Source organism: Craurococcus roseus (assembly GCF_039523795.1).
GTDB classification, from domain to species: Bacteria; Pseudomonadota; Alphaproteobacteria; order Acetobacterales; family Acetobacteraceae; genus Craurococcus; species Craurococcus roseus.
Genome location: NZ_BAAAFZ010000008.1, coordinates 494,423 through 518,403 on the forward strand (window position 1 = coordinate 494,423; position 23,981 = coordinate 518,403).

Genomic DNA, 23,981 nt, shown 5'->3' on the forward strand with positions numbered 1-23,981 from the left:
TGCGGTTGTGGGGGAGCGGGGGCGCGGTTTTTGGCTTCGTTTCCGCGCACCGAAGGGGCGGGCCGTGACGCCGGGGGACGGACCCCGGCGCGGTCCCCGCTTCGCCGCGCAACCATCTCCGCGCCCTGCGCGATGTCCTCCGCGCCCTTGGCCACCCTGCCCCGGCGCGGGCAGCATCGCCGGGCAGCACGGCTCGAAAGGCTCACTCCCGATGGACGACGCGACCCTGCAGGCCGCCGCCGACAGGCTGACCTGGTTCCACTCCATGGAGTTGCGGCCCGCCGTCGTCACCAAGGGCATGAAGTCCCGCGATCTGCTGGCGTCGGAGGTCGAGGCCGTGCTCGGCCCCCTCGACCTCGGCGGCCGCAGCCTGCTCGACATCGGCGCCTGGAACGGCTTCTGGAGCTTCGAGGCCAAGCGCCGCGGCGCCGGGCGCGTGGTGGCGATGGACCACTACACCTGGCGCCACCCGGACTACCGCGGGCGCGAGGCCTTCGACCTCGCGCGCGCCGCGCTGGGGCTGGAGATCGAGGCCGTGGAGGCCGACGTGACCGTGCTCGGCCCGGATTTCGGCCGGTTCGACGCCGTGCTATTCCTCGGCGTCCTGTACCACCTGGAGGACCCGCTGCCGGTCTTCCGCACGCTGCGGGCGTTGACCGGGCAGGTGCTGGTGCTGGAGACGCACCAGGACATGCTCGACTGCCCGCGGCCGGCGATGGCGCACTACCCGGGCAAGGAACTCGCCGGCGACGAGACCAACTGGTGGGGCCCCAACCCGGCCCTGGTCTACCGGCTGCTGGCGCGGGCGGGCTTCGCCCGGGTCTACTACCAGGACCACCCCGTCTACGGACGGGCGCGCGGCGTGTTCCACGCCTTGCCCGAGGCCACTCCCGGCGGCGTGCTGCCGGAAGCGCCGGCGCATTGGCTCGACCTCGGCGCGCCCGGCGCCCTGGCGTCGCTGGTGGTGGGCGGCGGCCGCGCGACCGCTTGAGGGGCCGTGCCGGGCGCGCTGGGACCGCTGGCCGGTGCCGCGCCCGTCAGGCCGACAACGACGCGAGCAGCGCTTCGACGGTGACGCCGATCAGCAGGTCCAGGCCGAGCATGGCCATCGCCAAGCCGCGGCTGCCGAGCGTGGTCCGCGCCAGGAAGAAGACGAGCCAGAGCTGGTAGCCGAGCGTCGCCAAGGCCAGCGCCGACGCCAGGGCGCCGGGCAAGCCGAGCATGGCCGTCGCGCTCACGGCGAGGAACAGCAGGTACTGCACCACGTTCGCCCAGTTCCACGCGGCGATGAAGTGCGGCCACGCCGAGACGCGCCCGGATGCCTGCGCGAGCGCGTGCGAGGCCACCGCGAAACCGGCCCAGCCGCCGCCGCGGGCGAGGAGGTGCAGGAGCAGGGCGTGGCCGACGCCCGCCGCCGGCGGCTCCCCGGCCCAGTCGAACAGCATCAGCGCCAGCAGGCCGGGCAGGCAGAGGGCGGCGGCCCAGAAGGAGCGCGCGGCGCCCTCCGGCGTGTCCTCGATCAGCATGGCGCCGTGCGCCTGCCCGCGCGCGAGCATGAAGGCGCCGCGCAAACCGGCTTCGATCACCGTCCGGAGCGGGGGCGACGGCGGAGGCGGGGGCGGCGGGGCGCCTTGGCCGGCGCCGCTCAGGCCAGGACCTCTTCCAGCACGGCGCGGTACAGCGCGGCGAGGTCGCGCAGCTCCTGCACGGGCACGCGCTCGTCCACCTGGTGCATGGTGACGCCGACCCCGCCCAGCTCCGCCACCGGGCAGAAGCGGGCGATGAAGCGGGCGTCGGAGGTGCCGCCGCCGGTGTCGAGCGCGGGCCTCTCGCCGGTGGCGCGCTCCACGGCACGGAGGAGGCGGTCGAGGAAGGGGCCGGGCGGGGTGCGGAAGCTCTCGCCGGAGACGGAGACGCGCAGATCGTAGCGGGCCCCCTCGGCGCGGAGGGCCGCGTGCAGCATCTCGGTCAAGGACGCGCCGGTGTGGCGGTCGTTGAAGCGGATGTTGAGCATCGCCCGCGCTTCGGCCGGTATGACGTTGGACGCCGTGTTGCCTACGTCGAAGCCGGTGACTTGCAGGGTGGAGGGCTCGAAGCCTTCGCTGCCTTCGTCAAGCGGCGTCGCGGTCAGGCCGTGCAGCACGCGCACGAGGCGGTGGACCGGGTTGTCGGCGCGTTGCGGGTAGGCGCTGTGGCCCTGCTTGCCGTGGAGCGTGACAAAGGCGTTCATGCTGCCGCGGCGGCCGGTCTTCACCGTGTCGCCGAGGCGGGCGCGGCTGGTCGGCTCGCCCACCAGCGCCATGTCGGGCGTGTGGCCGTTGGCGGCCATCCACTCCAGCACGCGGGCGGTGCCGTCCACCGCGGCGCCTTCCTCATCGCCGGTGATGAGGAGGGAGACGCTGCCGGGGTGGTCGGGCCGCGCAGCGACGAAGTCCGACACGGCGGCGAGGAAGGCGGCGACGCCGCCCTTCATGTCGCAGGCGCCGCGGCCGTGCAGCGCGCCGTCGCGCACCACAGGATCGAACGGGTCGTGCGTCCAGCCCTTGTCGCCCGGCGGCACCACGTCGGTGTGGCCGGCCCAGCAGAAGTGCGGCGAACCCGTGCCGCGGCGGGCGAACAGGTTCTCCACTTCACCGAAGCGGAGCCGGTGGCAGGCGAAGCCGAGCGGGCGCAGCGCGTCCTCCACCACGCCGATCGCGCCGTCGTCGGCGGGCGTGATGCTGCGGCAGCGGATCAGCGCTTGGGCGATGGGGAGCGGGTCGGTCGTCCCCGGCCCGTGTTCAGTCACGCAGCAACTCGTTGATGGAGGTCTTCGCGCGGGTCTGCGCGTCCACCTTCTTCACGATCACCGCGCAGTAGAGCGAAGGGCCGGGCGAGCCGTCCGGCAACGCCTTTCCCGGCAGGCTGCCCGGCACCACCACGGAGTAGGCGGGCACGCGGCCCATGTGGATCGCGCCGGTGGCGCGGTCGATGATCTTGGTGCTGGCGCCGAGGAAGACGCCCATGGAAAGCACCGCGCCGCGCTCCACCACCACGCCTTCCGCCACTTCGGAGCGGGCGCCGACGAAGCAGTCGTCCTCGATGACGACCGGGTTGGCCTGCAAGGGCTCCAGCACGCCGCCGATGCCGACGCCGCCGGAGATGTGGACGTTGGCGCCGATCTGCGCGCAGGAGCCGACCGTGGCCCAGGTGTCCACCATGGTGTTGCGGCCGACATGGGCGCCGGCGTTTACGAAGGAGGGCATCAGCACGACGCCAGGGGCGATGTAAGCCGAGCGGCGCACCACGGCGCCGGGCACGGCGCGGAAGCCGGCCTCGCGGAAGCGGTTCGGGCCCCAATCGGCGAATTTGAGCGGCACCTTGTCGTAGGCGCCGGCGGCGGTGTCCATGGGGGCGGAGTCGGTCAGGCGGAAGCTGAGCAGCACCGCCTGCTTGAGCCACTGGTTGACGCGCCAGCCGCCCTGCCCGTCCGGCTCGGCGACGCGGGCTTGGCCGGAGTCGAGCGCCTCCAGCGCCGCGTCTACCACCGCGCGGTCGTCGCCGCCGGTCGATGGCGAAAGGGTGTCGCGCCGCTCCCACAAGGCTTCGATGCGCGGGCGGAGCGTTGTGGTGTCCATGGGCGGCGTCTCGGAAGTGGGGAGGCGTCCGGCCTCCGCGGGCGGCGGACCTTGCCGACGCGGGCCGCGGGGGTCAACGCGGGTCGGAAAGGGCAGCGCCCGTCCCTATGGTGGCGTGGCGCAGCCCTTGCGCATCTAAACTGCCTTGTTGCGCGTTCGGCAATCGGGGCGCTGCGCGCGACGCAACCGGCAATGGGCCATGGCGCATGACCGACGATCCGGAGTTCGCCCGCCAGATGGAAGCCGCCCGCGAGACCATGCGGCGTCGGCGCGGCGCCTTGCGGGAGTTGGCGAAGACCTGCCCGGAAGCCGGTCAGGCCCGGATCAGCGTCCCCGCGCCCCGGTTGGTGAACAGTTCGCGCAGCACCGCGTGTGGTACGCGGCCGTCCATGATCACCGCGCCCTTCACCCCGCCGCGCACCGCGGACACGCAGGTCTCGACCTTCGGGATCATGCCGCCGGAGATCCAGCCGGCCTCGATGCCGGCCTGCACCTCGGCCACTGTCATCTCGGGGACCAGCTTGCCGCCGCGGTCCAGCACGCCGGCCACGTCCGTCATCATCAGCAGGCGCTCGGCGCCGAGCGCGCCGGCGATGGCGCCCGCCACCGTGTCGGCGTTGATGTTGTAGGTCTGCCCGTCGGCGCCGACGCCCACCGGCGCCACCACCGGCACGATGTCGGCGCCGATCAGCAGGCGCAGCACGCGCGTGTCCACGCTTTCCGGCTCGCCGACGAAGCCGAGGTCGAGCACCTGCTCGATGCGGCTGTCCGGGTCGCGCACCGTGCGCGTCAGCTTCCGCGCGCGGATCAAGCCGCCGTCCTTGCCGGAGATGCCGACCGCGATGGCGCCGGCGCGGGTGATGGCCTCCGCCACCTGCTTGTTCACCGGGCCGGCGAGGACCATCTCGACCACGTCCAGCATCGCCGCATCCGTCACGCGCAGGCCCTGGACGAAGGTGGACTTCACGTCCAGCCGCTTCAGCATGGCGTTGATCTGCGGCCCGCCGCCGTGGACCACCACCGGGTTCACGCCCACCTGCTCCAGGAACGCCACGTCGCGGCCGAACCGCAGCGCCGTTCCTTCCTCGCCCATGGCGTGCCCGCCGTACTTCACCACGACGATCTGGTCGTCGTAGCGCTTGAGGAAGGGCAGCGCGCCCGCGACGATCTCCATCTGGTCGGGCGTGGGTTCGGGCATCGGCCGGGTGTCCTCGCGGCGGGCAGGGCCGGGCGGCTCTAGGCGGCGTGCGCCAGGGGGTCAAGCCGCGCCCGGATCAAGCCGCCGCCGGCAAGGCGAACGCCGCGATCTCGGCGCGCAGTTCCGGGACGCCCTCGCCCGTCTCGGCGCTGGTCGCCAGCACCAGCGGGTGGCCGGCGGTGTGGCCGCGGGCCAGGGCCTCGACCTCTTCGCGCCGCCGGGCGAGTTGGGCGGGCTTGGTGTCGTCCGCCTTGGTCAGCACGATCTGGAAGGCCACGGCGGCGTCGTTGAGCAGCCGCATGGCCTGGCGGTCGTTCGCCTTGGTCTCGATGCGCGCGTCCAGCAGCAGCAGCACGCGCCGGAGCGTCGCGCGGCCGCGCAGGAAGTCGAACATCATGTCCTGCCAGTCTTCCTTCACGCTCCTGGACGCCTTGGCGTAGCCGTAGCCCGGCATGTCCACGAGGGTCAGGCGGCCCTCGCCCAGGTCGAAGAAGTTGAGCTGGCGCGTGCGCCCCGGCGTGCGCGACACGCGGGCGAGCGCGTTCTGGCCGGTCAGCGCGTTCACCAGCGACGACTTGCCGACGTTGGAGCGGCCGCAGAAGGCGACCTCCGGCGCCGTGGCCGGCGGCAGCCCGTCGAGTTGCTGCGCGGCGTGGAAGAAGCGGCAGGGCCGGGCGAAGAGCAGGCGCCCGGCTTCCAAGAGCGCCGCCCGCTCTTCGTCCGTCCGCGCCTCCGCGAGGCCGCCGGCGGCGGCGGTGGCGGCGTCGATCACTCGGCGGGCGCTTTCTTCTTGTCGGGCTTCTCCGACGCCACGGCGGGCGGGGCCGCTTTGCCGCCACCGCCCTTCGCCGTCCGCTGCGCTTCCAGCCGCATGATGTACCATTGCTGCGCGATGGAGAGCAGGTTGTTCCAGGCCCAGTAGATCACCAGGCCGGCCGGGAAGGAGGCCAGCATGAAGGTGAAGATCACCGGCATCCACTGGAAGATCTTCGCCTGCACCGGGTCGGGCGGCTGCGGGTTCAGCTTCTGCTGGACCCACATCGTCGCGCCCATGATGAGCGCCCAGGCCGGCATGTGCAGGTAGCCGCCCGACCAGGCCGCCGGGTCGAAGGGCAGCAGGCCGAACAGGTTGAACAGGTTGGTCGGGTCGGGCGCCGAGAGGTCCCTGATCCAGCCGTAGAAGGGCGCGTGCCGCATCTCGATGGAGACGAGCAGGACCTTGTAGAGCGCGAAGAACACCGGGATCTGGATGAGGATGGGCAGGCAGCCGGAGGCGGGGTTGATCTTCTCCGTCCGGTACAGCGCCATCATCTCGGTCTGGGCCTTGGCCGGGTCGTCTTTGTGCCGCTCCCGGATCTCCTGCATCTTTGGGCCGAAGACCTTCATCCGGCTCATCGACTTGTAGGCCTTGTTGGCCAACGGGAAGAAGGCGAGCTTGAGCGCGAATGTGAAGATCAGGATGGCGAGGCCGTAGTTGCCCACCACCTGGGCGATCCAGTGCAGCGCGTGGAAGAAGGGCTTGGTCAGGAAGTAGAACCAGCCGAAGTCCACCGCCTTGTCGAAATCCGGGATGCCGAAGCGGTCGCCGTAGGAGTCGAGCAGGTACACTTCCTTGGCGCCGGCGAAGAGGCGCACCGCCTGCCCGCCGCCGGTGGCGCCGGCCGGCACCTGCACTGGCCCGGTCGGCGCGAAGTCCACCTGCCAGCGGTCCTCCGGCCCGCGCGGCCCCGGCTCCTGCGTGGCGCGGTAGGTGGCGCGGACCCGCGCGGACTGGTCCACGGGCGCCAAGGCCGTCAGCCAGTACTTGTCGGTGATGCCGGCCCAGCCGCCGGTGGTCTCCTGCTCGAAGGCGACGCCCGCCCGCTTGGCCGCCTCGTCCTTGGCCGAGGAGTAGGTCACCTCGCGCAAGCGGCCGTCGAGCACGCCGGTGAAGCCCTCGTGCAGCACCGCCCAGCCCTCGACGGGCGGCGTGCGCTCGCGCCGCACCCGAACCCAGGGCAGCACGGAGATCGGCTCCCCGGAGTTGTTGCGCACGCGCTGCTCGGCCGTGACCATGTAGTTCTCGTCGAGCGAGAGCACGATCTCGAAGACCTGCCCCTGCCCGTTGTCCCAGCGCAGCGTCACCGGAGAGCCGGGCGAAAGGCGGCCACCCTCCGCTTGCCAGTCGGTGTCGTTGGTCGGGACAGCGGTGCGCCCGTCCGCCGCGGTCCAGCCCCATTGCGCGTAGTAGGGCGCGCCGCCGTCACGCGGCGCCAGCATCCGCACCAGCGGCGATCTCGGATCGGGCGTTTCGTGGTAGCCGCGGAGCACCAGGTCGTCCAAGCGGGCGCCGCGGAGCGACAGCGTGCCCTGCACGCGCGGCCCCTCCACAGGCAGCCTCGCCGCGGGCGTGCGCGGCACGCCGGCCGCGGGGGCGGCCTCGGTCGGCGTGCGGAGCGGCCCGTCCGGGCCCGGCCGGGGAACCTGCTGCCCCGCGGCCTCCACCTGCTGCTGGCGCGCCAACTGCGCTTCCCGCGACGGCCGGTTGTAGAGGTCGAACAGCAGCAGGATGCCGATGGAGATGGCGATCGCCGCGAAGAGGCGCTTCTGGTCCATTGGGAGGGCGTTCAGCCTTGCGAGGGCGGTGGCGGCACCGGGTCGTAGCCGCCCGGGTGCCAAGGGTTGCAGCGGAGGACGCGCTTGGCGGCGAACCAGGCGCCGCGCGCGGCGCCGTGGCCGCGCAGCGCTTCCAGCGCGTAGTCGCTGCACGAAGGATGGAAGCGGCAGTTGCAGCCGAGCACCGGCCGCAGGGTCCATTGGTAGGCGAGCACGGCGCCCCGGAGCGCGGCGGCGGCGGCGTCCATCACGCGCCCCCAGCGGGCACGCCCGCTTGCCGGAGCGCGCCGCGCAGGTCGCCGAGCAACTGCGCGAAGGGGCGGGTCGCCGTCGCGTCCCGCGCGATCAGCACCACGTCCCAGCCCGGCGCGGCCTCGGCGGAGAGCGTCAGCCGCGCCGCTTCGCGCAGGCGCCGCTTCGCGCGGTTTCGCACCACTGCGCCGCCGATCTTCTTGGTGGCGGTGAAGCCGACGCGGAGCGGCCGGTCGTCGCCGGCGCCGGAGGACAGGGCCTGGAGCACGAGGCCCGGGCGCGCGGCCTTGCGGCCCTTGGACGCCGCCCGGAGGAACTCGCCGCGCCGGGTCAGCCGGGGAAGGCGGCCCGGCATGGCGTTGCCTCCTCGGTTGGGGTTCTAGGCGCTCAGCTTCTTCCGGCCCTTGGCGCGGCGGGCGTTGAGCACGTTGCGGCCGCCGACGGTCGCCATGCGGGAACGAAAGCCGTGCCGGCGCTTCCGGACGAGCTTGGAGGGCTGGTAGGTACGCTTCACGGCTCGGAACTCCGTTCGGAAAACCGCCCGGGCGCCGCGGCCGGCGGCGCCGCACGGACGACAAGCCGGCGGCCCGTGCGCGGCCCCGGCGAAGGCGGGACGTATAGGGAAGGGGTGCCCCCCGGGTCAACCGCCGCTATGTAACCGTCGCCCGATCGGCACGGGGGTTTCGGAACGCGATGGCGGCACATCACGACGCGGCGGCCCCGGCGGCTTGGCGCCGCTTGTGGCCGCTCGCGCTCATCGCTGCCGCGGCGGCGCTGGCTTACGCCCTCGGCCTGCACCGCTGGCTGTCCTTCGAGAGCCTGGGCGCGCACCGCGCGGCGCTGGCCGGCTTCGTTTCGGCCTCGCCGGTCCTGGCCGCGCTCCTCTACGTCGCAGCCTATGTCGTGGTGGTGGCCTTTTCCTTGCCCGGCGGCGCGGTGATGACGGTGGCGGGGGGCTTCCTGTTCGGGCCGTGGCTGGGCGCGGCGCTGGCCGTGGCGGGCGCGACCCTCGGCGCTTCGGCGCTGTTCCTGGCCGCGCGGCACGCCCTGGCCGAGACGCTGGCGCGGCGGGCGGGGCCGCTGCTCGGGCGGGTGCGGGACGAACTGCGGCGGGACGGCTTCTGGTACCTGCTTTCCATCCGGCTGATCCCGGTGGTGCCGTTCTGGCTCGCCAACCTGGCGCCGGCCCTGGCGGGGATGCCCTTCCCGGCCTATGCCGCCGCCACCCTGATCGGCATCGTCCCCGGCACGGCGGTCTTCGCCGGCATCGGGGCGGGCCTCGGCCAGATCCTCGACGCGGGGGGGCGGCCGGACCTTTCGGTGATCTTTTCCCCCGGCGTCCTCCTGCCCTTGGTGGGGTTGGCGGCGCTGTCGCTGCTCGGCGCCGTGGGCGGGCGTTACCTGCGCGCGCGGCGGCGCGCCTCCAACTGATTAGGGACGAAGCTCCGCATGCCTGACTTCGACGTGGTGGTGATCGGCGCCGGCGCCGCCGGCCTGTCCGTGGCCGCCATCTCCGCCGGGCTCGGGCTCAACGTGGCGCTGGTGGAGCGCCACCGGATGGGCGGGGATTGCCTGAACTACGGCTGCGTGCCCTCCAAGGCGCTGCTCGCCGCCGCCCACGCCGCGGCGGAGGCGCGAACCGCCGGGCGCTTCGGCCTGCGCCTGCCGCCGCCCGAGGTAGACTGGGCCGGCGTGCGCGCGCACGTCCGCGGCGCCATCGACCGCATCGCGCCCAACGACTCCGTCGCGCGCTTCCGCGGCATGGGCGTGGAGGTGGTCGAGGCTCCGGCGCACTTCCTGTCGCCCGATGCGATCGAGGCGGGCGGCCGCAGGTTCGGCTTCCGCCGCTGCGTGGTGGCGGCCGGCTCCGCCGCGGTCGTGCCGGAGTTGCCGGGGCTGGACGCCGTGCCCTGGCTGACCAACGAGACGATCTTCGACCTGGATGAGCCGCCCGCCCACCTGCTGATCCTGGGCGGCGGGCCGATCGGGCTGGAGATGGCGCAGGCCCACGCGCGCCTCGGCTGCGCGGTCACGGTGCTGGAGGGCGCGGGCCGGATCGCCGGGCGCGAGGACGCCGAGCTGGTGGAAGGCCTCCGCCCGTTCCTTCGCGCCGATGGCGTCGCGATCCGCGAAGGCGTGCGGGTGGCGCGCGTCGAAGCGCCGGAGGACGGCGGGCCGGGCGTGGTGGCGGTGCTGGAAGGCGGCGGACGCGTGGCGGGCAGCCATCTGCTGCTGGCGGTGGGCCGCGCGCCGCGCCTGTCCGGCCTCGACCTCCCGACCGGGAACGTGGCGGCGGGGCCGAAGGGCATCGCCACCCGGCGGGACCTCCGCTCCACCTCGAACCGCCGGGTGTGGGCGGTGGGCGACATCGCCGACCCGGAAGGGCTCGGCCCGCGCGCCTTCACCCACGTCGCTAGCCAGCACGCGGGGATCGTCGTGCGGTCCATGCTGTTCCGCCTGCCTGTCCGGCTTGATTACGACGCCTTGCCGCGCGTCACCTACACCGACCCGGAACTGGCGCAGATCGGCTTGACCGAAGCCGAGGCGCGGGAGGCGGGGCACGAGGGCGTCACGGTGCTGCGCTGGCCGCTTTCGGAGAACGACCGCGCCATCGCGGAGGGGCGGCCGGAGGGCATGGTGAAGCTGGTGGTGGGCAAGCGTGGGCGCCTGCTCGGCGCCGGCATCCTGGCGCCCCGGGCCGGCGAGATGGCGGGGCTCTACGGCCTGATGATCGGGCGGAAGCTGCCGCTCTCGGCCCTTGCCGGCATGGTGCTGCCCTACCCCACCTTGTCCGAGGCGGGCAAGCGAGCGGCGGGCGACTACTACACGCCTCGGTTGTTGTCGCCGACCACGAAGCGTCTTATCGGATGGCTGAAACGCCTGCCGTAGCGTTGCAACCGCGGCAGAAGGGAACAGACCTGCACATGACGGAACGCATTCTCGACGGGCGCACCGCGCTCGTCACCGGCAGCACCAGCGGCATCGGGCTCGGCATCGCCCTGCTCTACGCCCAGGCCGGCGCCAAGGTGATGCTGAACGGCCTCGGCCGCCCGGAGGACATTGCGCGGGCGCGGCGCGAGGTGGGCGCGGCGATGGGCGTGGACGAGGCGCCCTTCTCCGACGCCGACCTGTCGCGCGGCGAAGCCGTGGCGGGCATGGTGCGCGCGGCGGAGGCGGCGCTCGGCAGCGTGGACATCCTCGTCAACAACGCCGGCATCCAGCACGTCGCGCCGATCGACGAGTTCCCGGAAGCGAAATGGGACGCGATCATCGCCATCAACTTCACGTCCAACTTCCACGCCATCAAGGCGGCGCTGCCGGGGATGAAGAAGCGCAACTGGGGGCGCATCATCAACGTCGCCTCCGCGCACGGCCTCGTCGCCTCGCCCTACAAGGCGGCCTACGTCTCGGCCAAGCACGCGGTGGTCGGCCTGACCAAGACGGTGGCGCTGGAGATCGCGCGCACGCCGGTGACGTGCAACGCCATCTGCCCCGGCTTCGTCCGCACGCCATTGGCCGAGGCGCAGGTGAAGCCGTTGGCGGAGAAGCACGGCGTTTCCGAAGAGCAGGCGCTGACGGACTACCTGCTGGAGAAGCAGCCCTCCAAGCGCTGGGTCGAGGTGGAGGACGTGGCGCGCATGGCGCTCTACCTCGCCGGCCCCGGCAGCGGCGCGGTGAACGGCGCGGCGCTCTCCATCGACGGCGGCTGGCTGGCGGCCTGATGGCCGACCGCGACCTCCCGGACGTACCCGGGCCCGCCGCGGCGCGGGACGCGGCGGAGCGGTCGGACGCGCAGCAGGGCGCGCCGGCGCCTTACGTCGCCAAGCCCGTGAAGCCGCGCCGCATCAACCTCGCTCTGCAAGGCGGCGGCACGCACGGCGCCTTCACCTGGGGCGTGCTGGAACGGCTGCTCGAGGACGACCGGCTCGACATCGACGGCGTGTCCGGGACCTCGGCCGGCGCCCTCAACGCCGCGATCCTGGTGCAGGGCCTGGCCGAAGGCGGGCGCGAAGGCGCGATCCGCGCGCTCGGGCGCTTGTGGCGGGACGTGGCGACGCGGCTCGCCTTCAGCCCGCTCCAGAACACGCCCTGGGAGAAGGCGCTCTGGGGCCACGACCTCAGCCGCTCCTTTGCCTACCAGACCTTCGATTTCGTCATCCGCGCCTTCTCGCCCTACCAGTTCAACCCCTTTCCCATCGAGTACAACCCGCTCCGCACGGTCATCGAGGACCAGCTCGACACGGCGGTGCTGCGGCGCGACCCGAAGGGGACGAGGCTCTTCATCTCCGCCACCAACGTCCGCACCGGCAAGCCGCGCGTCTTCACGCGGACGGAGGTGGACGCGGACGCGCTGATGGCCTCGGCCTGCCTGCCCAACATCTTCCGGGCGGTGCAGATCGACGGCGAGGCCTACTGGGACGGCGGCTACCTGGGGAACCCCGCGCTGTGGCCGCTCTACCACGAGGGCGGCGCCCCCGACATCCTGCTGGTGCAGATCAACGCCATCATGCGGCCGGAGCTGCCGACCAGCGCCTCCGACATCATGAACCGGCTGAACGAGGTCAGCTTCAACGCCTCGCTGATGAGCGAGATGCGGGCGATCGACTTCGTGCAGCGCCTGCTCGACGCGGGCCGGCTGGAGCAGCCGCGCTACCGGCGCATCTTCCTCCACTGCATCGAGGACGAGGACCGGATGCGGGAGTTCAAGCTGTCCACCAAGCTCAACGGCGACTGGGAGTTCCTCCAGGTGCTGCGCCGCTACGGGCGCGAGGCGGCCGACCGGTTCCTGGCCGAGCACTTCGACAACATCGGGCGCGAGAGCACGCTGGACATCCAGCGGTACCTGTAGGGAGGCGCGGGCGGCGTGTCGGGCAATCCGGTCTGGGACCCTGAGCAGTACCTCCGCTTCGGCGACGAGCGGCTGCGGCCGGCGCTCGACCTCCTGGCGCGCGTTGCGCACCCCGGCCCGGCGCGGGTGGTGGACCTCGGCTGCGGCGCCGGCAGCGCCATGCCAGCGCTGCGGGCGCGCTTCCCGGGCGCGGCGCTGCGCGGCGTGGACGGCTCCGCCGAGATGCTCGCCAAGGCGCGAACGGCCGGCTTCGACACCGAGCGGGCGGACATCGCGGCGTGGGTGCCGGCCGAGCCGGTGGACGTGCTGTTCAGCAACGCGGCGCTGCATTGGCTGCCCGGCCACGCGGTGCTGTTCCCGCGCCTGCTCGGCTGCTTGGCGCCGGGCGGGGTGCTGGCGGCGCAGATGCCGCACATGCACGCGGCGCCCGTACGCGCGGCGCAGGACCGGCTGGCGACGGACGGTCCCTGGGCCGGGCGGCTCCAGGGCGTGAGGAGCGCGCCGCCGGTGCCCGACCCGGCTTGGTACTACGACCTCCTGGCGCCGCGCACGGCCGCGCTCGACATCTGGGCCACGGAGTACCTGCATGTGCTGCGCGGCGAGGACCCGGTGGCGCGCTGGGCGATGGGCAGCAGCCTGCGGCCTTACATGGACGCATTGGAGGGCGAGCCGGATCTGCGCGAGGGCTTCCTCGCGGCCTACGCGGACGAGATGCGCCGGGCCTATCCGCCGCAGGCCGACGGCGCGGTGCTGCTGCCGTTCCGGCGGCTGTTCATCCTGGCGCGGGTTTGACGCAACGGAACGAGCCTCGCCGGCGCACCGACTCGCACCACGACCGTCGCGTTCTGCCGGAAGCGCCGGGCCAGCGCCGCCGCGTGGCGCGGGTCGGCGGCGAGGAGCAGGTGGCGTTCCGACCAGCCGCGCCCGCGACCTTCCCCTTCCGCGGACGGCAGCCGCCGCGCCGCCTCGCGCAGCCGCGCCATCATGCGCGCGTTCCAACCGGGCGGCATCCGCCGACTCCACGGGTTCCAGGCGGTGACGAAGGCGCCTTCGCGCGCGCCGAGTCGCCGCAGGAGGGCGTCGATCTCTGCGCTCCGCCTGCCGATGCGCGCCACGGCGCCGTCCGCTTCGTAATCCGTGCGGCGGTAGGCCGCCGCGAGCGCCGGCGTCATGCCAGTTGGAACAGCATGGCCTTCAGGTACGCGCTCTCGGGCAGCATCGGGTGGACCGGATGGTCCGGCCCGGCGCCGCCTTGGAACAGGATGCGCCCTTCGCGCCGCGCGCGCCCGATGCCCCAGATGGAGGCGTCCGCGAAGTCGCCGGGCGCGACGTGGTGGCTGCACGAGGCGAGGAACAGGAAGCCGCCCGGCGCCACCAGCGCCGCCGCCAGCCGCGCCAGCTTCCCGTAGCCCTTGAGCGCGACGGGCTGGTCGCGACGGCTCTTGGCGAAGGCGGGCGGGTCGGCCACCACGACGTCGAAGCGCTCGCCGGCGCCCGCCATCCGCTCCAACTCGTCCAGCGCCTCGGCCCGCCGGGTCTCGGTGCGGGCGGCCAAGCCGTTCTCGGCGGCGGTGCGCGCGGCGAGGTCGAGCGCGTGCGCGCTGCGGTCGAGCAGCACGACGCGCGAGGCGCCGGCGGCGGCGCAGCGCAGGCCGAAGCCGCCGGTGTGGCAGAAGGCGTCCAGCACCGTCGCGCCGGCCGAAAGGCGCGAAACGCGGTCGCGGTTCTCGCGCTGGTCGAAGAACCAACCGGTCTTCTGGCCGCCGAGCAGGTCCACGGCGAAGCCGAGGCCGCCCTCCTCCGCCCGCACCGGCTCCGCCGCCGCGGCGTCGCCGAGCAGCGGGCGCACCTCCTGCGGCAGCCCTTCGAGGGCCCGCACGGCGGCGTCGTTGCGCGCCACCACGACGCGCGGCGCGAGCAGGCCCCCGAGCGCGTCCAGCAGCGCCGGCGTTATCAGCTCCATGCCCGCGGTGTTGGCCTGCACCGCCAGCGCGTCGCCGTAGCGGTCGATCACCAACCCCGGCAGCCCGTCCGCTTCGGCGTGGACCAGGCGGTAGAACGGCGTGGCGTACAGCCGCTCGCGCAGCGCCAGGGCGCCCGCGACGCGCTCGCGCAGCCAATCTGCGCCGATGGCGGCGTCCGGGTCGCGCGACAAGCGCCGCGCCGCGATCAGGGTGTGCGGGTTGAAATGCCAGACGCCGTGCCGGGCGCCGTCGTCGCCCTCCAGGCGCACCAGCCCGCCCGGCGGCAGCGCCTTCGCGGCAGGCGTCATGGTGATCTCGTTGGAGAAGGCCCAAGGATGGCCCGCCTTCACGCGGCGGTCGTGGCCCGGAAGCAGGCGGATCGAGGGCGGCGCGTCCCGCGCGTCAGGTTGGTGCATCGAGGGCGCGGAACTTGCCGACCGCGTCCAGGCGGCGCAACCGGCCACCTCGCGCGCCTCTACGTCGCCGCTCCGACGAAGTCGGTCCACGACACACCGGGACGAGACGGCGGACCGTGAAATACAACCGAAAGTAGCGTCTCTTTTCGCACAGATGTCCTTTTAGTTTCAATGCAATGCGTCGTGGGAATCTCTGCCGAATTCGTCTTGATGCCCCCGCAGGTAAATCGTATGTGTTCTTTGCGTTCACTTTTTAGGGAGCAAGGACGGATGCGCGACGGGATCAACCTCGGTGCCGCTGAGCTGGACGAGACCACCACCGCTTCCCTCCGCCTGATGCTGTCCTATGTCGAGGCCGAGTGCCTCCGCATCGGCGCCCCCGACGCCGCCAAGCACGCCGCCATGGCGGCGGCGCTGATGACCGGCCTGGAGGTCCAGCCTTCCTCCGTGGACTTCTCCCGCTCCGCCCGCCGCCCGCGCAGTCGCCGCCTGCACTGAGAGAGCGGCCCGCCGCGGCGCCGGCCCCTTCCCCTACTCCCGGAGCCGCGCCGCTAGGCCGGTCGTGGAGCGGCCGGGCAGCAGATCGACCAGCACGACCTCGCCCCCCGACGCCCGGACGAGGTCCGCGCCCACCACCCGATCTTCGGTGTAGTCGGCGCCCTTCACCAGCACATCCGGCCTCAGCGCGCGGACCAGTTCCAAGGGCGTGTCCTCCTCGAACGCCACCACGGCATCCACAGCGGCCAGGGCCGCAACCACCGCCGCGCGGTCGGCCAAAGGCGTGATGGGGCGCGACGGCCCTTTCAGCCGCGCCACCGAAGCGTCCGTGTTGAGGGCCACCACCAAGCGGTCGCAGCGCCGCCGGGCCGCTTGCAGCAACGAAACGTGGCCGGCGTGCAGGATGTCGAAGCAGCCGTTGGTGAAGCCGACGCGGAGGCCCTGCGCCCGCCACTCCGAAACGCGCCGCAGCGCCGCGGCCAAGCCCAGCGCCGCCGGCCCCTCCATGCCGTCCACGCCGCCCGCGTGCAGCGCGTGCTCCAGCTCCTCGGCGCCGACCGTCGCCGTGCCGAGCTTGCCAACCACGATGCCGGCGGCGGCGTTGGCGATCCGCATCGCCTCTTCGAGCGGCCGGCCGGCGGCGTGGGCGAGCGCCAGGGTGGCGATCACCGTGTCGCCGGCGCCCGACACGTCGAACACCTCGCGCGCCTGCGCCGCCACGGCCGCGTGGCCCCCGTCCGCGCGCACCAGCACCATGCCGCGCTCGGCGCGGGTGCAAAGGAGGGATGGGACGCCGGCCGCGCGCATCGCCGCACGGGCGGCGGCCACGACCTCGGCCTCCGTGCCCGCCGGCATCCGGGCGGCGCGCGCCAGTTCGCGGGCGTTGGGCGTCAGGCAGTCCGCGCCGCGGTAGAGGGCGAAATCGTCGCTCTTGGGATCGGCGAAGACCGGGACGCCCGCCTCGCGCGCCGCGGCGATGGCACCGGCGACGACCGCCGGGGTCAGGGTGCCCTTGGCGTAGTCCGACAGCACGAGCGCGCCGCAACCCGCGACGCGGCTCCGCACCGCTGCCACCAGCGCCGCGGCCTCTCCTTCGTCGGCCGGCCGCGCTTCCTCCTCGTCCAGCCGCGCGACTTGCTGGTTGCCGGCGATGACTCGCGTCTTGAGGACGGTGCGGCGGGCGCCGCCGGTCACCGTGGCGTCCTCGATCCCGGCGTCGCCCGCGAGCAGGGCGCGCAATTCCGCCGCCGCCCCGTCTTCGCCGACCAGGCCGACCAGCACCGCCGTCCCGCCCAGCGCCGAAACGTTGCGCGCCACGTTGCCGGCCCCGCCGGGCATGGCGTGGCTGCGGCGCAGGCGCACCACCGGCACCGGCGCCTCCGGGGAGATCCGGTCCACGTCGCCGTAGAGGAATCGGTCTAGCATCGCGTCGCCGAGGACGAGGACGCGGATGCCGGCGAAGTCGAGCATGACGCGGGGGATACTGTGCCGGGGCGCGGATGCGCAAACGGCGCGGAAGGATCGACCCGCCGCGCCGTCGCTGATGGCCTGCGTGAAGCGCGCGCTTCCTGCGCAATCTTGCCCGTGCTTACTTCCTTGGAGGGTTGTTGTCCCGACCCTTACCGGAAGGATTGCCGGTCGTGCTCGGCTTGCCGCCGGACCCCTTGCCAGCGCCTGCACCGCCGCCTTTTCCAGCGCCGCTGGTCCCTTGGCCGCCCTTGCCACCACCGCCTTTGGCCATTTTCCGCTCCAACAAAAACTGTTCGATATCAAACAGTTCTAGCGTGCCGGTGCTGGGTTGGACAACCGGAATCGGCAGCGCTTCGCACGCTTCGACCGCATCGCGCGTCTGAGGATGCCGCGTCATCAACGGAGGAGGGCACCGATGATCACCCGCCTGTGGCACGGATGGACCACGCCGGAAAACGCGGACGGCTACGAGGCGGTGATCCGCTCCGCCATCTTCCCCGGCATCATGGGCCGGGGCATCGCCGGCCTGGAACGCATCGAACTCCTCCGGCGGCCGCTCGGCGGGGAAGTGGAGTTCGTCACCATCATGCGGTTCACGTCCTGGGACGCGGTGAAGGCTTTCGCCGGGCCGGACTGGGAGGTCTCGGTCGTGCCGCCCGCGGCCAGGGCCGTGCTCGTACGCTTCGACGACAAGGCGCAGCACTACGAGGTCCGCGCGGAAGGGCAGGCCTGACGGGCGCCCGGTCGCGAAAACGGCGCGGGAGAAGCCCCCCGCGCCACTGGCCTTGGACCCAGGCCGAGGGCGCTTACGCGCTCTTGGCCATGATCTCGTCCGCGATGTTGCGCGGCACCGGGTCGTAGTGGTGGAACTGCATGGAGAAGGAGGCGCGCCCCTTCGTCATGCCCCGCAGGTTGGAGATGTAGCCGAACATCTCCTTCAGCGGCACGTGCGCCCGCACGATGACGGAGGTGCCTGCCATGTCCTGGCTCTGGATCACGCCCCGGCGCCGGTTCAGGTCGCCCACCACGTCGCCGACGTGGTCGGACGGCGTCGTGACCTCCACGTCCATGATCGGCTCCAGGATCGTCGGCCCGGCCTTCTTCATGCCTTCGCGGAAGCAGGCCTTGGCGGCGATCTCGAACGCCAGCGCGCTGGAGTCCACGTCGTGGTACTTGCCGTCCACCAGCGAGTACTTGAAGTCCACCGTCGGGAAGCCGGCGAGCACGCCGGTGTCGGCCTGGACCTTGATGCCCTTCTCGACCGCCGGGATGTACTCCTTCGGCACCGCGCCGCCGACCACGCCGTTCACGAACTCGATGCCCGTGTTCCGCTCCTTCGGCTCGAAGGTGATCTTCACCTCGGCGTACTGGCCCGAGCCGCCGGACTGCTTCTTGTGGGTGTAGGTCTCGGTGTGCGCCTTTGAGATCGTCTCGCGGTAGGCCACCTGCGGCGCGCCGATGTTGGCGTCCACGCCGTACTCGCGCCGCAGCCGGTCGATGATGATCTCGAGGTGCAGCTCGCCCATGCCGGACAGGATGGTCTGGCCGGTCTCCTGGTCGGTCTTGAGCCGCAACGACGGGTCCTCGCCGGCCAGCTTCTGCAAGCCGAGCGTCATCTTCTCGACGCCTTCCTTGGTCTTCGGCTCGACCGAGATGTCGATCACCGGCACCGGGAAGGCCATGCGCTCCAGGATGACGGGGTCGGAGTTGTCCGCCAGCGTGTCGCCCGTGCCGGTGTCCTTCAGGCCGACGAAGGCCGCGATGTCGCCGGCGAAGACCTCCTTGATCTCCTCGCGCTTGTCGGCGTGCATCTGGAACATGCGCCCGATGCGCTCCTTGTGGCCCTTGGTGGTGTTCTGCACCTGGTCGCCGGAACGCAGCACGCCGCGGTATACGCGGACGAAGGTCAGGTTGCCGTACTTGTCGTTGATGATCTTGAAGGCGAGGCCGGCGAAGGGCTCGTCCTCGCGGGCGGCGATGATCCGGCGCTCGGCGTCCTCGTCCTCGTCTTCCTCGGCCGCCACCTTGATGCCCTCGCGGTCGATCGGGCTCGGCATGTAGTCGAGCACGGCGTCGAGCAGCGGCTGCACGCCCTTGTTCTTGAAGGCGGTGCCGCACAGCACGGGGCGGAAGGCGCCGCTGATCGCGCCCTTCTTGATGCAACGCTTCAGCGTCTCGACCGAGACGTCGCCCTTGTCGAAGTACTCCTCCATCGCCGCGTCGTCGACCGACAGCGCGGTGTCGAGCAGGAGCTGGCGGTACTCCGCGGCCTTGTCCTTCAGGTCGTCCGGGATCGGCGCGTCGTGGTACTGGGCGCCCAACTCGTCGCCTTCCCAGATCAGCGCCTTCATCTCCACGAGGTCGACGACGCCCTTGAAGGTGTCCTCGATGCCGATCGGGAGTTGCAGCGTCACCCAGGCAATGCCGAGCTTCTCCGTCAACGTCGCGGCGGCGCGGTAGAAGTCGGCGCCGGTGCGGTCCAGCTTGTTGATGAAGATGATGCGCGGGACGTTGTAGCGGTCGGCCAGGCGCCAGTTCGTCTCGGACTGCGGCTGCACGCCGGCCACGCCCTCGATGATGAAGATCGCGCCGTCGAGCACGCGCAGCGAGCGGTTCACTTCGATGTTGAAATCGATGTGGCCCGGCGTGTCGATGATGTTGATGCGGTGGTCCTTCCACACGGCGGTCACGGCGGCGGAGGTGATGGTGATCCCCCGCTCCCGCTCCTGGTCCATGTAGTCGGTGGTGGTGTTGCCCTCGTGGACCTCGCCGATCTTGTGGCTCTTGCCGGTGTAATAGAGGATCCGCTCGGTCGTGGTGGTCTTGCCCGCGTCGATGTGCGCGGTGATGCCGATGTTGCGGATTCGCTCGAGCGGGATGCGTGCCACGGGGGGCCTCCATAGGCGCAGGCGGGACCGGCACGGGTCCACGCCCCGAGCCGCCCGCCCTTACAGTTTCAGAACAGGGGTGCCGCTGATATCGGCGCACACATGAGCAATCCGCGCCCGGATTGCAAGCGTCTTCCGCCCTGTAGGGCCGCCACGGGCGGCGTCGGTCGGGTCACACCCTCGCCGCGCCGGCCAGCGCGCCACGTCGGCGCGCAGCAACCCGACCAAGTCCTCCGGCGGGCCGCCCGGCGGCCAGAGCCCTCGCGCCGACAACCGTTCCGCAGGACGGAATCGGCGAGGGCGCGGTTCGCTTGGGGGTTCAGCCGGGCGACGAGGGCGGCGTCGGTGCCCGCAGGAGCGAGCAGGCATCGCCAAGACACCAGATCGCAACTGGCCGCCTTGGCCGCGGTCGGCACCCAGGGCAAGGCGGTGGCGCGGGCGGTGGTGGAAACGGCCGACGCGCGCACGTGCTCGACCACCGCGGAAGGCCAGGAACAACGCGTCGAGGTGCCCGGAGAGGAGACCCTCCGACGCCGGCCCGCCGCCTCGGCGAGGCACGTGGGCCCATCCGCCTCGGGCACGGCTCCGCAGCAGTTCCGACGCGAGGGAAAGGAGGATCACGGGTGCCGGACCTGGTCGCCCCGTCCGTGGCACCGGCCCAGCGGAAGAGCGGCAGGGGCGGGCGACCGTGCCGCACGGCGCCCGGGCTTCAGGCCGCCGGCGGCGCTTCGCCCTTCACTTGCGTGCGGTGCATCACGCGGCGCGACGCTGCGTCGAACGGGTCGCGCCGGTGCATGGTGGAACGGTTGTCCCACAGCACTAGGTCGCCCGGCCGCCAGTGGTGCGCCCAGGCGATCCCCGGCCGGGTCGCGTGGCTCCACAACTCGTCCAGCAACGCCTCCGACTCGTCGAGCGGCAAGCCGGCGATGCAGGCGTTGCGGCGGCGGCCGAGGTAGAGCATCGCCCGCCCGGTTTCGGGGTGCCGGCACACCAGCGGGTGCAGGTGGCCCGGGGAGGTCCGCGGGTCGTCCGTCGGCGTCACCCCGGCACGCAGGAAACCACCGCTGTTGTAGGTGCCGTCGTGCTTCGCCTCGAGGCCGTGGACGCGCCGCTTCAGCTCCCCGGGCAGCGCGTCGTAAGCGGCGTGCATGCTGGCGAAATGCGTGTCGCCGCCAGCGGGCGGCACCTCCAGCGCGTAGAGCATGGACGCCTTGGGCGGCTGCGGCAGGTACGACATGTCGGTGTGCCAGACCGCCTCGCCAGCGCCGAGGCTGCCGATCGGTTGCCCGTCGGCCCCTAGCACGTTGGAGACGATGTAGATCTCCGGCTTGCCCTCGACGAAGCGGCGGCCGTTCTCTTGCACCGGCGCCCAATCCAGTTCGCCGAAACGGCGGCTGAAGGCGACCAGGTCATCGTCGGACAGCGATTGCCCGCGGAACAGCAGCACGGAATGCGCGAGCCAAGCCGCGTGGACCACGGCGAAGAGCGCATCGTCGACCCGGCGGAGGTCGACGCCCCTCACTTCGGCGCCCAACGCCGCGCCCGTGGGCACGACCTCAACGGCTTCCGTCGGCCCCGGGACGCCCATGTCCAGCCCTCCTCGAACGATCGGCGGTGGCGCCCAAGCGAGCCCACTCGGGAGCGGAGCGCCACGTTCGCCGGTTGTACAGGGGCATTGCCGGAATTCGATGGCGCCCTGTCGCGTTTCGATCCGTCTCCGCACCCGAGACGCCATCGCAAGGTCCCGGAGTTTGGTCGCCTGTCCCGCTGCGCGTCGGCGAAACCCTGCCGGGCGGTACGCCGCGCCTGGGCAGGGGCAGGCGCTCGGCGCGAGAGTTCAGCGGTTCCGCGATCCGCCCGCGGGGGGATCTCCGGGGCCGCCATGGCGCGCGGTCCGGCTCGAACTGGAAACGTGCACCGAAGTCGCCGATCCAGACGTGCCCGCGGTCGCGCCGGCATGGGTCACCGAAGTGGACGTCACCTGCACCGAAACCGACGCGGTCCCGGCCCTCCGGCCGTCGCCCGGAAAGGACGCGGCCCCGGAGCCGTCGTCACGGTTCCCCGCATCGAATTCGACCTCTTCGCCGTTGATCACCACGCGCACCCGGTGCCGCGGTTCTCCTTGGGCGGTGACGCTGGCGGTGGTGCGGCCGTCGCTGGTGCGGAAGGTGCGGGTCACCATGGCTGCCTCCCTGGTCGGGGCGCGGCGCGCGCCGCGCTCGGGTCGCCGCAGGATCGGCGGAGCCGCGGCCTGCAGGTGAAGCCCGTGCGGGGACGAATATCCCACTATCGGGCTCGCAAGCGATGGAAAAAAGCCGCGGCTCTTCCGCACGGGCCTTGGTTTTCCATGGGCCACTTCGCCAAGAGGCCCAGCCACGCCGCACAAATAAACCTTAAGTTTATTTCTCTTAAAGCCAAACCCTCACAGGTGGAGACCAGGCCCCCAGCAGTTTCGGTGTACGTATTTTACAATGAACAAAGCTCACAAGGCTGCGCTTCTGAATAAACAACGGTGCTCTCGCGGCTTTGTGTAAACCGAATTTGCATGCGATGTGCTGAATTAAGTTCGGTCGGGGGGAAGTCACAGACCACTCACGTTAAATGGTTAGATGACATCTTGTACATTTTTATGAAATAAATTTAGCATTTGATTTTTTAGACGCGGTCTGCGCCTCCGACCGCAAAATATACTTGAGTGCGCTTGTATTCCAACAAGGAGATTTATCATGTCTGATCCAGACGTAGACATCTACCAAGACGCCGACGTCGACCAGAAGAACGACATCGACGCCGACAGCTACTCGGACGTCGACGTGGACCAGGACGCGGACGTCGACCAAAAGAACGACGTGAGGGCGGACGACCGCGCCGAGGTGGACATCGACCAAGACGCCGATGTCTATCAGCGCAACGACATCGATGCCGACAGGCACGCCGACGTCGACGTGGACCAGGACGCGGACGTCGACCAAAAGAACGACGTCAAGGCGGACGACCGCGCCGAGGTGGACATCGACCAGAACGCCGACGTCTATCAGCGCAACGACATCGATGCCGACAGGCACGCCGACGTCTACGTCGACCAGGACGCGGATGTCGACCAGAAGAACGACGTCAAGGCGGACGACCGCGCCGAGGTGGACATCTACCAAGACGCCGATGTCTTCCAGTACAACAACATCGATGCCGACAAGTACGCCGACGTCTACGTCGACCAGTACGCGGACGTCGACCAGTCCAACTACGTGAAGGCGGACGACCGCGCCGAGGTGGACATCTACCAAGACGCCGACATCGACCAGATCAACTATGTCGACGCTGGCAGCTACTCCAACGTGAACATCAGCCAGTCCGGCAGCATCCACCAGCACAACGACGTGTTCGCCTCCTGAGGCCACCGCCCAGGAAGCATGCCTAGGCGTCGCAACAGAGGCGGCCCGGCGCGGAACCGCGCCGGGTCGGTCCTCGCGGGCGAGGCGCCTCCGCGCCCGCGGTAGCGCAGCCCCGTGCGGGTGTCCGCCGGGGCGGGCGCCCCTTCATCCCGACCGTCCACGGCCTTGGAAAGAGGAATCGAACGATGCCGAGTCCAACCTCTTGCGGCGCCGTCGGCGGCACGGGCGAAGCCTGGGCGCCCGTCGTCGCTGCGCCGTACGAGGACGACCCCGACGCCAGACCCGACTCGCGCGGCGGCGATGCCATGCGTGTGGAGGCGTCCACCGGGGCGGCGACGAACGTGGCCATCGACGCCGACGGTTGGCACGGCGACATCTTCGTGGACGCCCGCTCCCTGGCCATTGTGGAGATCGCCGTCCGGGCCGACTGGGCGGACGAGATCGACCTCTCCGCCGACAGCCGCGCCGCCACGACCGTGGCGGTCTCCGCGGCCGGCCTGCATGGCGACATCGAGGTGGACGCGGCCGCCATCGCTTTCGCCTGGGTGTCCGTCTCCACCGCCTGGGCCGAGCATCTGGAGCTGGATGTCGGCGCCCTCGCCGAAATCGACATCTTCATCACCGCGCCGGACATGCGAGGCGACATCAGGGTGAACACCGAAGCGTCGGCCTCGGCGTCGGCCGACGCTTGGTGGTGGGGCGGCGGGGGCGGCCCGGCGGTGGACGCCGACCTCCACGCCGCGGCGCCGATCTACATCCGGATCGACGCGCCGAACTTGGATGGCCAGATTTTCCTGACCTCCGCGTCGGACGCCACCACCGAGATCTGGCTCGGCTGAGCA

At 71.7% G+C, this 23,981-nt stretch carries 25 protein-coding genes; 10 read left to right on the forward strand and 15 right to left on the reverse strand.

The annotated features are described in order from the left end of the window. Positions 1–211: 211 nt before the first annotated feature. Positions 212–991, forward strand: a complete 780-nt coding sequence (locus tag ABD067_RS05270) for a class I SAM-dependent methyltransferase (protein ID WP_343894118.1) — start codon at positions 212–214, stop codon at positions 989–991. Positions 992–1,037: 46 nt separating this feature from the next. Here the strand turns inward: ABD067_RS05270 and ABD067_RS05275 are convergent, their stop codons facing one another. The 9 genes from ABD067_RS05275 to rpmH form a co-directional block, all read right to left on the reverse strand. Continuing rightward, complete coding sequence (locus tag ABD067_RS05275; protein ID WP_343894119.1) at positions 1,038–1,586, reverse strand: hypothetical protein; 549 nt, start codon at positions 1,584–1,586, stop codon at positions 1,038–1,040. Between the two features lie 59 nt (positions 1,587–1,645). Next, positions 1,646–2,788 (reverse strand): succinyl-diaminopimelate desuccinylase, encoded by a 1,143-nt coding sequence (gene dapE, locus ABD067_RS05280; RefSeq protein ID WP_343894120.1) that lies wholly within the window; start codon positions 2,786–2,788, stop codon positions 1,646–1,648. Continuing rightward, positions 2,781–3,617 carry a 2,3,4,5-tetrahydropyridine-2,6-dicarboxylate N-succinyltransferase gene (dapD, locus tag ABD067_RS05285; RefSeq protein WP_343894121.1) on the reverse strand — a complete coding sequence of 279 codons (837 nt, stop codon included), beginning with the start codon at positions 3,615–3,617 and terminating at the stop codon, positions 2,781–2,783. The genes dapE and dapD overlap by 8 nt, the downstream gene beginning before the upstream one ends. Positions 3,618–3,930: 313 nt before the next feature. Continuing rightward, the gene (argB, locus tag ABD067_RS05290; RefSeq protein WP_343894122.1) at positions 3,931–4,815 is read right to left on the reverse strand and encodes an acetylglutamate kinase; all 885 of its coding nucleotides are present in this window, start codon (positions 4,813–4,815) and stop codon (positions 3,931–3,933) included. 76 nt (positions 4,816–4,891) lie between these two features. After that, the gene (yihA, locus tag ABD067_RS05295) at positions 4,892–5,587 is read right to left on the reverse strand and encodes a ribosome biogenesis GTP-binding protein YihA/YsxC (protein ID WP_408871508.1); all 696 of its coding nucleotides are present in this window, start codon (positions 5,585–5,587) and stop codon (positions 4,892–4,894) included. Beyond that, on the reverse strand, positions 5,584–7,410 hold the full coding sequence (gene yidC, locus ABD067_RS05300; protein WP_343894123.1) for a membrane protein insertase YidC: 1,827 nt from the start codon (positions 7,408–7,410) through the stop codon (positions 5,584–5,586). Before yidC ends, yihA begins: the two co-directional genes overlap by 4 nt. An 11-nt stretch (positions 7,411–7,421) precedes the next feature. After that, positions 7,422–7,658 (reverse strand): membrane protein insertion efficiency factor YidD, encoded by a 237-nt coding sequence (gene yidD / locus ABD067_RS05305; RefSeq protein ID WP_343894124.1) that lies wholly within the window; start codon positions 7,656–7,658, stop codon positions 7,422–7,424. Beyond that, entirely contained in the window at positions 7,658–8,017 is a 360-nt protein-coding gene (gene rnpA, locus ABD067_RS05310) for a ribonuclease P protein component (RefSeq protein WP_343894125.1), read from the reverse strand. Before rnpA ends, yidD begins: the two co-directional genes overlap by 1 nt. Positions 8,018–8,041: 24 nt before the next feature. Beyond that, on the reverse strand, positions 8,042–8,176 hold the full coding sequence (gene rpmH, locus ABD067_RS05315; RefSeq protein WP_343894126.1) for a 50S ribosomal protein L34: 135 nt from the start codon (positions 8,174–8,176) through the stop codon (positions 8,042–8,044). A 179-nt stretch (positions 8,177–8,355) separates the two neighbouring features. Between rpmH and ABD067_RS05320 the strand changes: the two genes are divergently transcribed. Genes ABD067_RS05320 through ABD067_RS05340 form a run of 5 tightly spaced genes read left to right on the forward strand, consistent with a single transcriptional unit; the run spans position 8,356 to position 13,303 of the window. Next, positions 8,356–9,093 (forward strand): TVP38/TMEM64 family protein, encoded by a 738-nt coding sequence (locus ABD067_RS05320; RefSeq protein ID WP_343894127.1) that lies wholly within the window; start codon positions 8,356–8,358, stop codon positions 9,091–9,093. An 18-nt stretch (positions 9,094–9,111) separates the two neighbouring features. Further along, positions 9,112–10,551, forward strand: a complete 1,440-nt coding sequence (locus ABD067_RS05325; RefSeq protein WP_343894128.1) for a dihydrolipoyl dehydrogenase family protein — start codon at positions 9,112–9,114, stop codon at positions 10,549–10,551. A 35-nt stretch (positions 10,552–10,586) separates the two neighbouring features. Beyond that, complete coding sequence (locus ABD067_RS05330; protein ID WP_343894129.1) at positions 10,587–11,384, forward strand: 3-hydroxybutyrate dehydrogenase; 798 nt, start codon at positions 10,587–10,589, stop codon at positions 11,382–11,384. Next, entirely contained in the window at positions 11,384–12,511 is a 1,128-nt protein-coding gene (locus ABD067_RS05335) for a patatin-like phospholipase family protein (protein ID WP_343894130.1), read from the forward strand. Before ABD067_RS05330 ends, ABD067_RS05335 begins: the two co-directional genes overlap by 1 nt. 15 nt (positions 12,512–12,526) lie before the next feature. After that, positions 12,527–13,303, forward strand: coding sequence for a methyltransferase domain-containing protein (locus ABD067_RS05340; protein ID WP_343894131.1), 777 nt, complete (start codon positions 12,527–12,529; stop codon positions 13,301–13,303). On the opposite strand, the gene ABD067_RS05345 is transcribed toward ABD067_RS05340, so the two are convergent. Together ABD067_RS05345 and ABD067_RS05350 are read right to left on the reverse strand one after the other, a co-directional pair. Beyond that, positions 13,234–13,683 (reverse strand): DUF3293 domain-containing protein, encoded by a 450-nt coding sequence (locus ABD067_RS05345; RefSeq protein WP_343894132.1) that lies wholly within the window; start codon positions 13,681–13,683, stop codon positions 13,234–13,236. The genes ABD067_RS05340 and ABD067_RS05345 overlap by 70 nt on opposite strands. After that, positions 13,680–14,891: a class I SAM-dependent rRNA methyltransferase gene (locus ABD067_RS05350; protein WP_343894133.1), complete on the reverse strand. Its 1,212-nt coding sequence runs from the start codon at positions 14,889–14,891 to the stop codon at positions 13,680–13,682. The genes ABD067_RS05345 and ABD067_RS05350 overlap by 4 nt, the downstream gene beginning before the upstream one ends. Before the next feature lie 270 nt (positions 14,892–15,161). Between ABD067_RS05350 and ABD067_RS05355 the strand changes: the two genes are divergently transcribed. Then, positions 15,162–15,389, forward strand: a complete 228-nt coding sequence (locus tag ABD067_RS05355) for a hypothetical protein (RefSeq protein ID WP_343894134.1) — start codon at positions 15,162–15,164, stop codon at positions 15,387–15,389. A 33-nt stretch (positions 15,390–15,422) separates the two neighbouring features. On the opposite strand, the gene rfaE1 is transcribed toward ABD067_RS05355, so the two are convergent. Continuing rightward, on the reverse strand, positions 15,423–16,859 hold the full coding sequence (gene rfaE1, locus ABD067_RS05360) for a D-glycero-beta-D-manno-heptose-7-phosphate kinase (RefSeq protein ID WP_343894135.1): 1,437 nt from the start codon (positions 16,857–16,859) through the stop codon (positions 15,423–15,425). 415 nt (positions 16,860–17,274) lie between these two features. Between rfaE1 and ABD067_RS05365 the strand changes: the two genes are divergently transcribed. Further along, positions 17,275–17,592 carry a hypothetical protein gene (locus ABD067_RS05365; RefSeq protein ID WP_343894136.1) on the forward strand — a complete coding sequence of 106 codons (318 nt, stop codon included), beginning with the start codon at positions 17,275–17,277 and terminating at the stop codon, positions 17,590–17,592. Positions 17,593–17,665: 73 nt separating this feature from the next. On the opposite strand, the gene fusA is transcribed toward ABD067_RS05365, so the two are convergent. The 3 genes from fusA to ABD067_RS05380 form a co-directional block, all read right to left on the reverse strand. Next, entirely contained in the window at positions 17,666–19,747 is a 2,082-nt protein-coding gene (gene fusA, locus ABD067_RS05370) for an elongation factor G (RefSeq protein WP_343894137.1), read from the reverse strand. Positions 19,748–20,456: 709 nt separating this feature from the next. Beyond that, entirely contained in the window at positions 20,457–21,335 is an 879-nt protein-coding gene (locus ABD067_RS05375; protein WP_343894138.1) for a TauD/TfdA dioxygenase family protein, read from the reverse strand. A 249-nt stretch (positions 21,336–21,584) separates the two neighbouring features. Then, positions 21,585–21,929 carry a hypothetical protein gene (locus ABD067_RS05380; protein WP_343894139.1) on the reverse strand — a complete coding sequence of 115 codons (345 nt, stop codon included), beginning with the start codon at positions 21,927–21,929 and terminating at the stop codon, positions 21,585–21,587. 544 nt (positions 21,930–22,473) lie between these two features. Here ABD067_RS05380 and ABD067_RS05385 point away from each other — a divergent pair. Both ABD067_RS05385 and ABD067_RS05390 read left to right on the forward strand, forming a co-directional pair. Beyond that, positions 22,474–23,139: a hypothetical protein gene (locus tag ABD067_RS05385; RefSeq protein WP_343894140.1), complete on the forward strand. Its 666-nt coding sequence runs from the start codon at positions 22,474–22,476 to the stop codon at positions 23,137–23,139. Positions 23,140–23,324: 185 nt separating this feature from the next. Continuing rightward, positions 23,325–23,978, forward strand: a complete 654-nt coding sequence (locus ABD067_RS05390) for a hypothetical protein (protein WP_343894141.1) — start codon at positions 23,325–23,327, stop codon at positions 23,976–23,978. The last annotated feature ends 3 nt before the right edge of the window (positions 23,979–23,981 follow it).

What these genes read in the sequence shown, in the direction of transcription:
- ABD067_RS05320 (WP_343894127.1), top strand. Translation starts at nt 8,356, where the DNA reads ATGGCGGCACATCACGACGCGGCGGCCCCGGCGGCTTGGCGCCGCTTG.
- argB (WP_343894122.1), bottom strand. Translation starts at nt 4,815, where the DNA reads ATGCCCGAACCCACGCCCGACCAGATGGAGATCGTCGCGGGCGCGCTG.
- ABD067_RS05375 (WP_343894138.1), bottom strand. Translation starts at nt 21,335, where the DNA reads ATGGGCGTCCCGGGGCCGACGGAAGCCGTTGAGGTCGTGCCCACGGGC.
- yidD (WP_343894124.1), bottom strand. Translation starts at nt 7,658, where the DNA reads ATGGACGCCGCCGCCGCCGCGCTCCGGGGCGCCGTGCTCGCCTACCAA.
- rnpA (WP_343894125.1), bottom strand. Translation starts at nt 8,017, where the DNA reads ATGCCGGGCCGCCTTCCCCGGCTGACCCGGCGCGGCGAGTTCCTCCGG.
- ABD067_RS05355 (WP_343894134.1), top strand. Translation starts at nt 15,162, where the DNA reads ATGCGCGACGGGATCAACCTCGGTGCCGCTGAGCTGGACGAGACCACC.
- ABD067_RS05385 (WP_343894140.1), top strand. Translation starts at nt 22,474, where the DNA reads ATGTCTGATCCAGACGTAGACATCTACCAAGACGCCGACGTCGACCAG.
- ABD067_RS05335 (WP_343894130.1), top strand. Translation starts at nt 11,384, where the DNA reads ATGGCCGACCGCGACCTCCCGGACGTACCCGGGCCCGCCGCGGCGCGG.
- rfaE1 (WP_343894135.1), bottom strand. Translation starts at nt 16,859, where the DNA reads ATGCTCGACTTCGCCGGCATCCGCGTCCTCGTCCTCGGCGACGCGATG.
- ABD067_RS05330 (WP_343894129.1), top strand. Translation starts at nt 10,587, where the DNA reads ATGACGGAACGCATTCTCGACGGGCGCACCGCGCTCGTCACCGGCAGC.
- yidC (WP_343894123.1), bottom strand. Translation starts at nt 7,410, where the DNA reads ATGGACCAGAAGCGCCTCTTCGCGGCGATCGCCATCTCCATCGGCATC.
- ABD067_RS05350 (WP_343894133.1), bottom strand. Translation starts at nt 14,891, where the DNA reads ATGCACCAACCTGACGCGCGGGACGCGCCGCCCTCGATCCGCCTGCTT.
- dapD (WP_343894121.1), bottom strand. Translation starts at nt 3,617, where the DNA reads ATGGACACCACAACGCTCCGCCCGCGCATCGAAGCCTTGTGGGAGCGG.
- ABD067_RS05365 (WP_343894136.1), top strand. Translation starts at nt 17,275, where the DNA reads ATGATCACCCGCCTGTGGCACGGATGGACCACGCCGGAAAACGCGGAC.
- ABD067_RS05345 (WP_343894132.1), bottom strand. Translation starts at nt 13,683, where the DNA reads ATGACGCCGGCGCTCGCGGCGGCCTACCGCCGCACGGATTACGAAGCG.
- ABD067_RS05380 (WP_343894139.1), bottom strand. Translation starts at nt 21,929, where the DNA reads ATGGTGACCCGCACCTTCCGCACCAGCGACGGCCGCACCACCGCCAGC.
- ABD067_RS05390 (WP_343894141.1), top strand. Translation starts at nt 23,325, where the DNA reads ATGCCGAGTCCAACCTCTTGCGGCGCCGTCGGCGGCACGGGCGAAGCC.
- ABD067_RS05270 (WP_343894118.1), top strand. Translation starts at nt 212, where the DNA reads ATGGACGACGCGACCCTGCAGGCCGCCGCCGACAGGCTGACCTGGTTC.
- ABD067_RS05325 (WP_343894128.1), top strand. Translation starts at nt 9,112, where the DNA reads ATGCCTGACTTCGACGTGGTGGTGATCGGCGCCGGCGCCGCCGGCCTG.